The 12,815-nt window shown below is 71.4% G+C and carries 11 protein-coding genes; 5 read left to right on the top strand and 6 right to left on the bottom strand.

All coding sequences use genetic code 11. The features are described from left to right. The 3 genes from BZY54_RS26710 to BZY54_RS26700 all read left to right on the top strand — a co-directional run. Nucleotides 1-1,403, top strand: a 1,403-nt coding sequence (locus BZY54_RS26710; protein ID WP_107419819.1) for an acyl-CoA carboxylase subunit beta, incomplete at its 5' end; no start/stop codon positions are given. A gap of 15 nt (nucleotides 1,404-1,418) precedes the next feature. Further along, nucleotides 1,419-1,616 (top strand): acyl-CoA carboxylase subunit epsilon, encoded by a 198-nt coding sequence (locus tag BZY54_RS26705; protein WP_086727875.1) that lies wholly within the window; start codon nucleotides 1,419-1,421, stop codon nucleotides 1,614-1,616. Nucleotides 1,617-1,689: 73 nt separating this feature from the next. Next, a complete protein-coding gene (locus tag BZY54_RS26700) occupies nucleotides 1,690-2,448 on the top strand; it encodes a thioesterase II family protein (protein WP_086727874.1) in 759 nt (252 codons plus the stop codon). A gap of 160 nt (nucleotides 2,449-2,608) precedes the next feature. Here the strand turns inward: BZY54_RS26700 and BZY54_RS26695 are convergent, their stop codons facing one another. Then, entirely contained in the window at nucleotides 2,609-3,988 is a 1,380-nt protein-coding gene (locus BZY54_RS26695; RefSeq protein ID WP_244217345.1) for a class I SAM-dependent RNA methyltransferase, read from the bottom strand. A 128-nt stretch (nucleotides 3,989-4,116) separates the two neighbouring features. Next, complete coding sequence (locus BZY54_RS26690) at nucleotides 4,117-6,174, bottom strand: APC family permease (RefSeq protein ID WP_086727873.1); 2,058 nt, start codon at nucleotides 6,172-6,174, stop codon at nucleotides 4,117-4,119. A gap of 464 nt (nucleotides 6,175-6,638) precedes the next feature. Between BZY54_RS26690 and BZY54_RS26685 the strand changes: the two genes are divergently transcribed. Together BZY54_RS26685 and BZY54_RS26680 are read left to right on the top strand one after the other, a co-directional pair. Then, nucleotides 6,639-7,310 (top strand): potassium channel family protein, encoded by a 672-nt coding sequence (locus tag BZY54_RS26685; protein WP_086727872.1) that lies wholly within the window; start codon nucleotides 6,639-6,641, stop codon nucleotides 7,308-7,310. Next, nucleotides 7,310-7,987 carry a potassium channel family protein gene (locus tag BZY54_RS26680; protein ID WP_086727871.1) on the top strand — a complete coding sequence of 226 codons (678 nt, stop codon included), beginning with the start codon at nucleotides 7,310-7,312 and terminating at the stop codon, nucleotides 7,985-7,987. The genes BZY54_RS26685 and BZY54_RS26680 overlap by 1 nt, the downstream gene beginning before the upstream one ends. Before the next feature lie 252 nt (nucleotides 7,988-8,239). Here the strand turns inward: BZY54_RS26680 and BZY54_RS26675 are convergent, their stop codons facing one another. Genes BZY54_RS26675 through BZY54_RS26660 form a run of 4 tightly spaced genes read right to left on the bottom strand, consistent with a single transcriptional unit; the run spans nucleotide 8,240 to nucleotide 12,775 of the window. Beyond that, nucleotides 8,240-9,016 carry a DUF3159 domain-containing protein gene (locus BZY54_RS26675; protein ID WP_086727870.1) on the bottom strand — a complete coding sequence of 259 codons (777 nt, stop codon included), beginning with the start codon at nucleotides 9,014-9,016 and terminating at the stop codon, nucleotides 8,240-8,242. 3 nt (nucleotides 9,017-9,019) lie between these two features. Further along, on the bottom strand, nucleotides 9,020-9,418 hold the full coding sequence (locus BZY54_RS26670; protein WP_086727869.1) for an OB-fold nucleic acid binding domain-containing protein: 399 nt from the start codon (nucleotides 9,416-9,418) through the stop codon (nucleotides 9,020-9,022). Between the two features lie 58 nt (nucleotides 9,419-9,476). Next, the gene (locus BZY54_RS26665) at nucleotides 9,477-10,163 is read right to left on the bottom strand and encodes a response regulator (RefSeq protein WP_086727868.1); all 687 of its coding nucleotides are present in this window, start codon (nucleotides 10,161-10,163) and stop codon (nucleotides 9,477-9,479) included. Then, nucleotides 10,160-12,775: a sensor histidine kinase gene (locus BZY54_RS26660; RefSeq protein ID WP_086727867.1), complete on the bottom strand. Its 2,616-nt coding sequence runs from the start codon at nucleotides 12,773-12,775 to the stop codon at nucleotides 10,160-10,162. Before BZY54_RS26660 ends, BZY54_RS26665 begins: the two co-directional genes overlap by 4 nt. Nucleotides 12,776-12,815: the final 40 nt, after the last annotated feature.

The raw sequence follows: 12,815 nt of genomic DNA, 5'->3' as shown, positions 1-12,815 counted from the left end.
TCCACGAGATCGAGCAGCTGCGCCGGCACCGGGCGACCGGCTTCGGCCTGGAGGACCGGCGCCCGCACACCGACGGCGTGGTCACCGGCTGGGGCAAGGTCGACGGCCGCACCGTGTTCGTCTACGCGCACGACTTCCGCATCTTCGGCGGCTCGCTCGGCGAGGCCCATGCGGAGAAGATCCACAAGGTGATGGACCTGGCGCTGTCGGCGGGCGCCCCGCTGGTGGCCCTCAGCGACGGCGCCGGGGCGCGCATCCAGGAGGGCGTCACCGCGCTCGCCGGGTACGGCGGCATCTTCCGCCGCAACGTGGCCGCGTCCGGTGTCATCCCGCAGATCAGCGTGATGCTGGGTCCGTGCGCGGGCGGCGCCACCTACTCCCCGGCGCTCACCGACTACGTGTTCATGGTGCGGGACATCTCGCAGATGTACATCACCGGCCCCGACGTGGTGCAGGCGGTCACCGGCGAGAAGATCACCCACAACGAGCTGGGCGGTGCCGAGGTGCACTCCTCGGTCTCCGGCGCGAGCGCGTTCCTCTACGACACCGAGGAGGACTGCCTGGCGGACGTGCGGCATCTGCTGTCGCTGCTGCCGTCGAACAACCGTCAGCTGCCGCCCCCGGTACGGTCCGACGACCCGGCCGACCGGCGCAACGACGCACTGCTGGACCTGGTGCCGGCCGACCCCAACCGCTCGTACGACATGCGTGCGGTGATCGAGGAGATCGTCGACGACGGCGACCTGTTCGAGGTGCACGCCACCTGGGCGACGAACATCATCTGCGGGCTGGCCCGGCTGGACGGGCATGTCGTGGGCATCGTCGCCAACCAGCCCGCCTCCCAGGCGGGGGTGCTCGACATCCACGCCTCGGAGAAGGCCGCGCGCTTCGTGCAGACCTGCGACTCGTTCAGCATCCCGCTGGTGACGCTGGTGGACGTCCCCGGCTTCCTGCCGGGCGGCGCGCAGGAGCACGACGGCATCATCCGGCACGGCGCGAAGCTGCTGTACGCCTACTGCGCGGCGACCGTGCCACGGGTGCAGATGATCCTGCGCAAGGCGTACGGCGGGGCGTACATCGTGATGGACTCCCGCTCGATCGGCGCGGACCTGTCCTTCGCCTGGCCCACCAACGAGATCGCGGTGATGGGCGCGGAGGGCGCGGCGAACGTGGTGTTCCGCCGGGAGATCGCCGCCGCGGACGACCCGGAGGCGGCGCGGGCGCAGCGCGTCAAGCAGTACCGCAAGGAGCTGATGCACCCGTACTACGCGGCCGAGCGCGGCCTGGTCGACGACGTCATCGACCCCGCCCGTACCCGATCGGTGCTCGTCGAGGCGCTGGCCGTGCTGCGCGCCAAGCACGCCCCGCTGCCCGAACGCAAGCACGGCAACCCGCCGTTCTGACGGAGGTGAGGCGAGATGAGCCCGACCACCGAGGCACTGGTGCGGATCGTGCGCGGCACCCCCGACCCCGAGGCGGTCGCCGCGATCACCCTGGTGCTGCTGCTCGCCACCGCCGGCCGGACGGACGGCGACGGCGAGAGCGAGGGGCCGCCGGCAGCGGCCTGGGGCCCGGCGCGCGGCTGGCGCCCGCCGGGCAGCTGGACCTCGGCGTGAACGACGCGCCGAGGCAGAGCACAGACACGTACGAACGTTCCGCACGTTCCGCAGAGAGGACTTGGGCCCGACGATGACCGAAGCGACGACGGCGGCCGGAGCATGGGTGCGCCGGTTCCACCCGGCAGAGGACGCCGCGGCCCGGCTGGTGTGCTTCCCGCACGCGGGCGGCTCGGCCAGCTACTACTTCCCGGTGTCGCGGGCGCTGTCCCCGGGCCTGGACGTGGTGAGCGTGCAGTACCCCGGGCGCCAGGACCGGCGTCACGAGCCGTGCGTGGACGACGTACGGCGGCTGGCGGACCTGGTGGCCGCCGAGCTGGGGCCCTGGCGCGACCGGCCGCTGGCCCTGTTCGGGCACAGCCTGGGGGCGACGCTGGCGTTCGAAGTGGCGCTGCGGCTGGAAGCCGACGGCACGAAGCCACTGGTGCTGTTCGCCTCGGGACGGCGGGCGCCGTCGCGGCACCGCCAGAACGAGCGGGTCCATCTCGCCCACGACGAACGGCTGATCTCCACGATCAAACGGATGAGCGGCACGGACGCGGCGGTGCTCGCCGACGACGAGCTGCTGCGCACGGTGCTGCCCGCCATCCGCGCCGACTACAAGGCGGCGGAAACCTACCGCTACCGGCCGGGCCCGCCCCTCGGCTGTCCGGTGGTGGTCGTGAACGGCGACCACGACCCCGAGGTGACGGACCAGGAGGCCCAAGGGTGGGCGGACCACACCTCCGCAGGCTGCGCCTTCCACTGGTTCACCGGCGGCCACTTCTACCTCAACGACCACGCGCCCGAGGTGATCGCGCTGATCCGCGAGCAGATCCGGACCCGTCTGTGACCCACCGCCTCACAGGATGACCTAGGCGCCGTCGGCCGGTACCTCCCCCGGCCGCCCGCAACCCGGTGGGCTGCGGAACAGGCACCCGGCACCTGCTCGCCCTGCTCCTCACCCCATGGCGTCGAACCCCGGCCCGGCACCACATGACGGCCGAACCTGGTCAGGAGTCCTTCGGAGCCGGCTCCAGAATCGCCACGCACTCCACGTGATGCGTCATCGGGAACAGGTCGAACACCCGCAGAGTCCGCACCCGGTAGCCGTGCTCGCGGAAGTAGGCCAGGTCGCGGGCCAGTGCGGCCGGGTCGCAGGCGACGTAGGCGATGCGGCGGGCGCCGAGGGAGGAGAGGTGGGACACCGTCTTGCGGCCCGCGCCGGAGCGAGGCGGATCCAGGACGATCAGGTCGGCCTCGGTGATGCCGGTGCGCGGCAGGACGGAGTCGACCTTGCCCTGTTCGATGCGGACCCGGGGGAAGTCGGCGAGGTTGTGCCGGGCGTCCTCCACCGCGCGCTTGCCGGACTCGATGCCGAGGACCGCGCCCTTGTCGCCGATCCGGTCGGCGAGCGCGCCGGCGAAGAGGCCGACGCCGCAGTACAGGTCGAGGGCCATGTCGCCCTTGCGCGGCAGCAGGCCCTGCATGACCGCCGTCACGAGGGTGTCGGCCGCCTTGGGGTGGACCTGCCAGAAGCCGCCGCCGCCCACGCGGTGGGTGCGGCCGTCGGCGCGTTCGCGGACGAAGGGGCGGCCGTGTACGCGGTGGACATCGCCGGTCTTCTCGTCCACCCGGAGGACGGAGACCGGCCTGTCGAGCTCCACCAGGGGGAGGCGGGCGCCCGGGCGCGGGGTCAGGACGACCTGGCGGTCCTGCGAGCCGGTCGCCGCGATCGCCTCGACCGTCTCCATGCCCGTCCAGTCACGCTGCTCGATACCGAGCTCGCTGACGCCCTCCGCCGCGATCATGCAGTGCTCGATCGGCTCGACCTCGTGCGAGCGGTGACGGCGCAGACCGGCCTTGCCCGTGGCCGGGTCGACCGCGTACTGCACGCGGGTGCGCCACTGCGGGACCTGGCCCGCGGGCAGCTTGTCGCCCTCGGCGGGCATCACCGTGCCGTCCCAGCCGGCCTCCTCGGGCGTGAGGCCCGCCAGGCGCTTCAGCTGCTCGGCGACGACCTCTCCCTTGAGGCGGCGCTGGGCTCCCGGCTTGGCGTGCTGCCAGTCGCAGCCACCGCAGCGGCCGGGGCCGGCGTAGGGGCAGGGGGCCTCGATGCGGTCCTTGGACGGCTCCAGGATCCGTACCGCGTCGGCGCGCAGGAAACGCGCGCCCTCCTCGCCCTCCGTCACGCGCGCCACGACCCGCTCGCCGGGCAGCGTGTGCCGGACGAACAGCACCTGGCCCTCGGACGTGCGGGCGATGCAGTGGCCGCCGTGGGCCACCGGGCCGATCTCAACCTCGTACTCCGCCCCCACCAGGGACTTCGCGTGTGTCTCCGGCTGCGGCGCCGACTCCGCTCCCACCTGCTCGTTCTTCGGTTCTGCCTGCATGGTGGGTGACTCCAGATCGAATTCGGTGCCGTGGGGACGGGACAAGGGGACGGCCGGACAACAGCCCACCAGTCTACGTGGGTGTCGTCCGGCCGTTCACCATCGGGCCGTGGCCGCGACGCGCGGCATCAGCTCTGCGTCGACGACTCCTTGGTCTCCTTCGGCCGCACCTGGGCCGGGCCGCGGCGCACCGCGCCCGGGGCGTTCCAGTCCTGGCGCCTGCGGGCCCGGTTGCGGGCCGCCTCGGAGGACGCCAGCTGGTAGGGCACCGAGGTCACCATGACGCCCGGCGTGAACAGCAGCCGGCCCTTCAGGCGCAGGGCGCTCTGGTTGTGCAGCAGGTGCTCGTACCAGTGGCCGACCACGTATTCGGGGATGATCACCGAGACCGCGTCGCGCGGGGACTGTGCGCGCAGGCTCTTGACGTACTCGATGACCGGCCGCGTGACCTCGCGATAGGGCGAGTCGAGCACCTTCAGCGGGACGTCGATGCCGCGCCGCTCCCACTCCTCCCGCAGTGCCTTGGTCTCCGCCGGGTCGACGTTGACGGTCAGCGCCTCCAGGGTGTCGGAGCGCATCAGCCTGGCGTAGGCCAGGGCCCGCAGGGTGGGGCGGTGGATCTTGGAGATCAGGACGACGGAGTGGACGCGGGAGGGGCGGACGCTGTCGTCGGTCGGGCCCTCCGGCGCGGCGATCTCCTCGGAGACGCGGTCGTAGTGCTTGCGGATCGCCGTCATGGTGGCGAAGAAGATGCACATGCCCAGCAGGGCCACCCAGGCGCCGTGCGTGAACTTGGTGAGGAGGACGACGACCAGCACCAGGCCGGTGAGGCAGGCGCCGAAGGCGTTGATGGCGCGCGAGCGGATCATGTGGCGCCGCTTGGCCTGGTCCTTCTCGGTGGCCAGGTGGCGGTTCCAGTGCCGGACCATGCCGGTCTGGCTGAGCGTGAAGGACACGAACACACCGACGATGTACAGCTGGATCAGCCGGGTGGAGTCGGCGCCGTAGATGACCGTGAGCAGGGTGGCCGCGCCCGCGAGCAGCACGATGCCGTTGGAGAACGCGAGGCGGTCGCCGCGGGTGTGCAGCTGGCGGGGCAGGTAGCGGTCCTGGGCGAGGATCGAGCCGAGGAGGGGGAAGCCGTTGTACGCCGTGTTCGCGGCGAGGAACAGCACCAGGGCCGTGGCCGCGGCGAGGATGACGAACAGGAAGCTGCCCTTGCCGAAGACGGCCTCGGCGACCTGGGAGATCACCGGGTTCTGGACGTAGCCCGAGCCGACCGGGACGCCGTTGTGGAGCAGGTCGGCGGCCGGGTTCTCGGCCATGCGGACCTTCGTCGACGCGGCGAGGGCGATGATGCCGCAGAACATCGTCACGGCCAGCAGGCCCATCATCGCCAGCGTGGTCGCCGCGTTCCTGGACTTGGGCTTGCGGAAGGCCGGGACGCCGTTGGAGATCGCCTCGACACCGGTGAGCGCGGCACAGCCGGAGGAGAAGGCCCGCAGTAGCAGGAAGACGAGCGCGAAGCCCGCGAGCCCCTGGTGTTCGGCCTTGATGTGGTAGTCCGCGGTCGGCGCCCGCATGGTGTCGCCGAGGATCAGCCCGCGGAACGCGCCCCACAGGATCATGATGAAGACGCCGGCGACGAAGACGTACGTCGGGATCGCGAACAGCGTGCCCGACTCCCTCACACCGCGCAGGTTCATCACCGTCAGCAGCACGATCACGAGGACCGCGCACAGCACCTTGTGCTCGACGACGAACGGGACCGCGGAGCCGAGGTTCTCGATGCCGGAGGAGATCGAGACGGCCACGGTCATGACGTAGTCGACGAGCAGCGCGCTGGCCACCGTCAGACCGGCCTTGGCGCCGAGGTTGGTGGTCGCGACCTCGTAGTCGCCGCCGCCGCTCGGATAGGCGTGCACGTTCTGCCGGTAGGAGGCGACCACCGTGAACATCAGTACGACGACCGCGAGCGCGATCCAGGGGCTGAAGTGGTACGCCGACACGCCCGCGATGGACAGGACCAGCAGGACCTCGCCGGGCGCGTACGCCACGGAGGACAGCGGGTCGGAGGCGAAGACGGGGAGTGCGATGCGCTTCGGCAGAAGGGTCTCCCCCAGCCGGTCGCTGCGCAATGCGCGCCCGATCAGAATCCGTTTGGGCACGTCGGTCAGTTTGGACACAACAGAGGATCGTAGAGCTTCGAACTGGAGGTCGCCCACCTGCCACCCGAGATCTGCCTCACGGGTGAAATCGGCGGCCGCGAGCGCTACGGATTCCGTGGGCGGGGGCACGGCCGTGCCTTGATGACTGAACTCGGCTGAACTCCGCCGATTCGCGGCCGTTCCACCGACCCCAGCCCGACCCATCGGAGGTCTCATGCCCCCGACCGCGGAGCTGATCGGCGCCGCCGCGGCGCTGCTCGGCCTCGGATTCCTGACCCTGTGCAGCGTGCGCAGTATCACTCGGCGTTCGCCCTCCGAAGCGGAATAGGACCTTCGGTCGAGGCCGGCCGCTCCACGGCCGCCGCAATCCGTCCGGCATGCGGCAGGGGGGTGCCCACCCCGGACCGCGCATGTGTAGCTTGTCCCTCTGTCTGAGACCCTGATGGGGCTGAGCAGTAGCTATTGACACCGGAAGGACGGTCGTGCACATCGTCATCATGGGCTGCGGGAGAGTGGGTTCCGCTCTCGCCCAGACCCTGGAGCAACAGGGGCACACGGTCGCCGTGATCGACCAGGATCCCACCGCCTTCCGCCGACTGGGTCCCGGGTTCGGCGGCCGCCGGGTCACCGGGATCGGCTTCGACCAGGACACGCTGCGCGAGGCGGGCATCGAGGAGGCGGGGGCCTTCGCGGCCGTCTCCAGTGGCGACAACTCGAACATCATCTCCGCGCGGGTGGCCCGTGAGATGTTCGGCGTGCAGAACGTCGCGGCCCGCATCTACGACCCCCGTCGGGCCGAGGTCTACCAGCGTCTGGGCATCCCGACGGTGGCCACGGTCCGCTGGACGGCCGACCAGATGCTGCGCCGGCTGCTGCCCTCGGGCGCGGAGCCGCTGTGGCGCGATCCGACCGGCGGCGTCCAGCTGGCCGAGGTGCACGCGTCCCCGAAGTGGGTCGGCCACAAGATCAGCAGGCTGCAGGAGGAGACGGGCGTCCGCGTGGCGTTCCTGACCCGCCTCGGCGAGGCGATGCTGCCGTCCTCGCAGACGGTCCTGCAGGAGGGCGACCTCGTGCACGTGATGATGCGGACGGACGACGTGGAGAAGGTCGAGGCGACGTTCGCCGAGGGCCCCGAAGAGGAGAGCGGTCACTGATGAGGGTCGCCATTGCCGGTGCCGGCGCGGTCGGTCGCTCGATCGCGGGCGAGCTGCTGGAGAACGGCCACGAGGTCCTTCTCGTCGACAAGGCGCCGACCGCCATCTCGGTCGAGCGCGTGCCGCAGGCCGAGTGGCTGCTGGCGGACGCCTGCGAGATCACGTCCCTGGACGAGGCGGCGCTGCAGCGCTGCAACGTCGTGATCGCCGCGACGGGCGACGACAAGGTGAACCTGGTCGTCTCCCTGCTGGCGAAGACGGAGTACGGCGTGCCGCGCGTCGTGGCCCGGGTGAACAACCCGAAGAACGAGTGGCTGTTCAACGAGGCGTGGGGCGTGGACGTCGCCGTGTCCACGCCGCGTCTGATGTCCGCCCTGGTCGAGGAGGCGGTGAGCGTCGGCGACCTGGTGCGGCTGCTCCGTTTCAGCCACGGCGACGCCAACCTCGTCGAGCTGACCCTGCCCGAGGAGTCGGCGCTGGCCGGCACGCAGGTCGGCGACGTCCAGTGGCCCGAGGACACGTCCCTGGTCACCATCATCCGCGGCACCCGTGTCCTCACCCCCTCCCAGGACGACTCGCTGGAGGTCGGCGACGAGCTGCTGTTCGTGGCGGCGCAGGCCCGCGAGGGCCAGTTGGAGGACCTGCTGTCGGTGCGCCGGGAGGACGCCGAGGGCTGAGCCCGCCAGGACTGCGACGGGTTGCAGGGCAAGTCGCAGGTGAAGGGGCGCCCGGAGATCTCCGGGCGCCCCTTCACCTCGTCACGGGTGGCGCTCACGTCGTCGTAGTCGGCGCCGGCGCCCAGCCTTGCGGCTCGGCTCACGACGGTGGCGGAGCCCAGCGGCTCCTACGTCCAGCGCGCCTTCGCCGAGCTACCTCTACGACCGGCCGCTCCTGCGCCCGGCCGCCCCGGCGCCCGGCCGCTCCTGCGCCTAGCGACGGTGGCGGCCGCCGCCGGGGCCGCTCGATCCGTCCGGGGTCTCGCCGCGCTCGGCCGCCAGGGCGGCCCTGCGCTCCTCCTCGGCCTTCTCCTCTGCCTCCATCTCCGCGAACACGTCGATGGGAGCGGGGGCCTTCGCGAGGAAGACCCAGGTCAGATAGACCGCAAGCAGGAACGGCGGGATCTTCAGGATGATCAGGATCCAGCCGAGCTGAGTCGTGTCCGCCCACCAGTACAGCGGGAAGAGGATCGCGCACTTGGCGAGCAGGATCAGGCCCCAGGCCCAGCTGGCCTTCGCGTACGCCTTCTTGCGGCCCGGGTTGCGGGTGCGCCAGGAGAGGTTCTCCTTGAAGACCGGGCCGAGGATCAGGCCGATCAGCGGGACGCCGGCCAGCGTGGTGACGATGTACGCCACCCCCAGGCCCAGGGTGTAGAGCATGCCCGGCAGGTAGAAGTCCTTGGCGTTGCCGGTCATCATCGCGAAGACCACACCGAACGCCACGCCGAAGACGCCGCTGAAGGCGTGCTTCACGGTGTCCCGCATGGCCAGCCGGACCGCGACCAGCACCACGGACACCGCGAGCGCGGCGATCGCGGACCAGTGCAGGTCCTTGTTGATCGTGTAGATGGTGACGAAGAGCAGGCCCGGCAGGACCGTCTCGACCATGCCGCGGACTCCGCCGAACGCCTCGAACAGCGCGGCCTCCGTCACCGCCCTGGCCTCGTCGCCGGCGGTCGTCTCTTCGGTCGGCTTGTCGAGTGACGTCACGGGCTACTCCCGTCCGAGGGGTCGCAGTTCGTACTTGGGGTTGAACAGCACCCGGCGGCCCCGGCTCATCGAGATCCGGCCCGATGCGATCAGCTTGCGCCCCGGTTCTATACCGACGATGGAACGCCTGCCGAGCCAGACCACGTCCAGTGCGGCGGTCCCGTCGAACAGCTCGGCCTCCAGGGCCGGGACGCCCGCGCGCGGACGCAGGGTGACCGTGCGCAAGGTACCAGTAACCGTGACGATCTGCCGGTCGTGGCAGTCACCGATCCGCGTACAGCCCGCGGTCTCGGCGTCCTCCCGCAGCTCCTCGGACTCCAGGTCCTCCTGGGAAGAGGAGAGCCGGTCGAGCATGCGCCGGAACCGGCCCACCGGCTTTTCGGAACGAGGAACAGCACTCATATCTGAAGCGTACCGGTGCACACCGACGGCGCCGTAACCGCGCTCACGTCAACTGCGCTCATCTCTCGAAGCGGTAGCCCATCCCCGGCTCGGTCACGAAGTGCTTCGGGTGCGACGGGTCGGTCTCCAGCTTCCGGCGCAGCTGGGCCATGTACACGCGCAGGTAGTTGGTCTCCGTCCCGTACGACGGCCCCCACACCTCCTGCAGCAGCTGCTTCTGGCTGACCAGGCGGCCGGTGTTGCGCACCAGCACCTCCAGCAGGTGCCACTCGGTCGGGGTCAGCCGTACGTCCTTGCCGCCCCGGTTGACCTTCTTCGCGGCCAGGTCGACGGTGAACTCCTCCGTCTCCACCGTCGTCACGTCGTCCTCGCCGGTGCCCACGGGCTCGGCGCGGCGGACGGCGGCGCGCAGCCGGGCCAGCAGCTCGTCCATCCCGAAGGGCTTGGTGACGTAGTCGTCGGCGCCGGCGTCCAGCGCCTCGACCTTCTCGTCGGAGGAGTGCCGGGCGGACAGCACGAGGATCGGCACCCGGGTCCAGCCGCGCAGTCCCCGGATCACCTCCACGCCGTCCATGTCGGGCAGGCCCAGGTCGAGGACGACCACGTCGGGGTGGCGGGAGGCCGCGAGGTCGAGGGCGGTCCGGCCGTCGGCCGCGGCGTCGACCTCATACTTGCGCGCCCTGAGGTTGATCACGAGCGCGCGCACGATCTGCGGCTCGTCGTCGACCACCAGCACCCTGGTCATGAAACCTGCCTTTCTGGGTGTACGGGGCCGTGTACGGCGCCCTCGAAGCGCCGCGCCCACTCCGGGCGGTGCGGTTCGCGGCCGTGGTCCGGCTCCTCGCGGAGTGCCTCCGGGCGCGCGCCGGCCGCGCGGAGGCTGAGGACCATGGTGAGGCCGCCGCCGGGTGTGTCCTCGGCGTTGAGGGTGCCGTTCATGGCCTCTGCGAAGCCCCGGGCGACCGCGAGGCCAAGGCCCACACCCGCTCCGCGCGGGGCGTCACCGTGCCGCTGGAAGGGCTCGAAGATGCGGTCCTTGGCCTCGTCCGGCACGCCGGGGCCGCGGTCCACGACGCGGACCTCGACACGGTCGGCGATGGCGCTGGCGGACACCAGGACCCGTTCGTCCGCCGGGCTGTACTTCACGGCGTTCTCGACGATGTTGGCCATCGCGCGTTCCAGGAGCCCGGCGTCCACGGCGACCATCGGCAGCGTCTCGGGCACGTCCAGCTCCACGCTGTCCTCGGGCACTCCGCCGAGGGCCATCGGCACCACCTCGTCGAGGTCGATCTCACGGATCAGCGGGGTGACGGTGCCGGTCTGCAGGCGGGACATGTCCAGCAGGTTGCCGACCAGGTGGTCCAGCCGGTCGGCGCCCTCCTCGATGCCTTCGAGCAGCTCGGCCCGGTCCTCCTCGGACCACTCGACGTCCTCGGACCGCAGTGAGGAGACGGCCGCCTTGATCCCGGCGAGGGGGGTGCGCAGGTCGTGGCTGACGGCGGCGAGCAGCGCGGTGCGGATGCGGTTGCCCTCGGCGAGGGCGCGGGCCCGGTCGGCCTCCTCGCGCAGGCGCCGGCGGTCCAGGACGACGGCGGCCTGGGCGGCGAAGGCGGCCAGTACCCGGCGGTCGGAGGCGGGCAGCACCCGTCCGGTCAGCGCCAGCGCCATGTGGTCGCCGACGGGCATGTCCACGTCCGCGTCCTCCGGGCGCTCCAGTGGCCGGTCCGTGCCCACCCGTCCGGCGCACGTCCATGGGTCCACGTCGCTGCGCCGCTCCAGCAGCGCCACCGACTCCATCCCGAAGGTCTCCCGGACCCGTTCCAGCAGCGCCTCCAGGCTGGTCTCGCCGCGCAGGACGCTGCCCGCGAGGAAGGACAGTATCTCCGCCTCGGCGCGCAGCCGGGCGGCCTGGTGGGTGCGGCGGGCCGCCAGGTCGACCACCGACGCCACCGACACCGCGACCCCGACGAAGATCGCGATGGCGACGATGTTCTTGGGGTCCGCGATGGTGAGCCGGTGCAGCGGCGGCGTGTAGTAGTAGTTCAGCAGAAACGATCCGACGGCTGCCGAGGCGAGGGCCGGCAGCAGCCCGCCCAGCAGGGCCGCCGCGACCGTCAGGGTCAGGAACAGCAACATGTCGTTGGCCAGGCCCAGCTCCACGCCGTTGAGCAGCAGCGCGAGGACCACCGGTCCCACGAGGGCCATCACCCAGCCGGAGACGATCCGGGCCCGGCCGAGCCGGGCGCCCCGGGCCACGGGCAGTCCGCGTCCCTTGGCGATCTCCCCGTGGGTGACGATGTGCACGTCGAGGTCGGGGCCCGACTCGCGGGCCACGGTGGCACCGACGCCGGGCCCGAAGACGTACTGCCAGGTCTTGCGGCGCGAGGAGCCCAGCACGATCTGGGTGGCGTTGACCCCGCGGGCGAAGTCGAGCAGCGCGGCCGGTATGTCGTCGCCGACGACGTGGTGGAACGTGCCGCCCAGGTCCTCCACGAGGGTGCGCTGGAGGGCCAGCTCCTTCGGGGAGGCGCCGGTCAGTCCGTCGCTGCGGGCGATGTAGACCGCCATGACCTCCCCTCCGGCGCCCTTCTCGGCCAGGCGCGCCGCCCGGCGGATCAGGGTGCGGCCCTCGGGACCACCGGTCAGGCCCACCACGATCCGCTCGCGCGAACCCCAGATCTTCGACACCCGGTGCTCGCTGCGGTAGCGCTGCAGGTACTCGTCGACCCGGTCGGCCACCCAGAGCAGGGCGAGCTCCCGCAGGGCCGTGAGGTTGCCGGGCCGGAAGTAGTTGGACAGGGCCGCGTCGACCTTGTCGGGCTTGTAGATGTTGCCGTGCGCCATCCGGCGGCGCAGCGCCTCCGGCGACATGTCGACCAGCTCGATCTGGTCCGCCCGGCGCACGACCTCGTCGGGAACGGTCTCCCGCTGCCGTATCCCCGTGATCGACTCGACGACGTCCCCGAGGGACTCGAGGTGCTGGATGTTGACGGTCGAGACGACGTCGATGCCGGCCGCGAGCAGTTCCTGCACGTCCTGCCAGCGCTTGGCGTTGCGGGAGCCGGGGACGTTGGTGTGGGCGAGCTCGTCCACCAGGGCGACCGCCGGGGCGCGGCGCAGCACCGCGTCGACGTCCATCTCGGTGAAGGTGCTCCCCCGGTGCTCCAGCTCCCTGCGCCGCACCTGCTCCAGGCCGCTCAGCATCACCTCGGTGCGCGGGCGGTCGTGGTGCTCCACGAAGGCCACGACGCAGTCGGTGCCCCGCTCCACCCGGCGATGCGCCTCGGAGAGCATCGCGTACGTCTTGCCGACGCCCGGTGCCGCGCCGAGGTAGATCCGAAGCTTGCCGCGTCCCATGGCCTCATTGTCTTCCCGTCACAGGTATGCACGCAGCGTC

This window comes from Streptomyces carpinensis, assembly GCF_002154505.1.
In the GTDB taxonomy this organism is placed as follows: Bacteria; Actinomycetota; Actinomycetes; order Streptomycetales; family Streptomycetaceae; genus Streptomyces; species Streptomyces carpinensis.
Note: the sequence above shows the minus strand (reverse complement) of the source record. Positions and strands in the feature narration are given on the sequence as shown.

Excerpts from the sequence above, each read along its gene's own strand:
- BZY54_RS26705 (WP_086727875.1), top strand. The coding sequence starts at position 1,419 with ATGAGCCCGACCACCGAGGCACTGGTGCGGATCGTGCGCGGCACCCCC.
- BZY54_RS26700 (WP_086727874.1), top strand. The coding sequence starts at position 1,690 with ATGACCGAAGCGACGACGGCGGCCGGAGCATGGGTGCGCCGGTTCCAC.
- BZY54_RS26695 (WP_244217345.1), bottom strand. The coding sequence starts at position 3,988 with ATGCAGGCAGAACCGAAGAACGAGCAGGTGGGAGCGGAGTCGGCGCCG.
- BZY54_RS26680 (WP_086727871.1), top strand. The coding sequence starts at position 7,310 with ATGAGGGTCGCCATTGCCGGTGCCGGCGCGGTCGGTCGCTCGATCGCG.
- BZY54_RS26670 (WP_086727869.1), bottom strand. The coding sequence starts at position 9,418 with ATGAGTGCTGTTCCTCGTTCCGAAAAGCCGGTGGGCCGGTTCCGGCGC.
- BZY54_RS26665 (WP_086727868.1), bottom strand. The coding sequence starts at position 10,163 with ATGACCAGGGTGCTGGTGGTCGACGACGAGCCGCAGATCGTGCGCGCG.
- BZY54_RS26660 (WP_086727867.1), bottom strand. The coding sequence starts at position 12,775 with ATGGGACGCGGCAAGCTTCGGATCTACCTCGGCGCGGCACCGGGCGTC.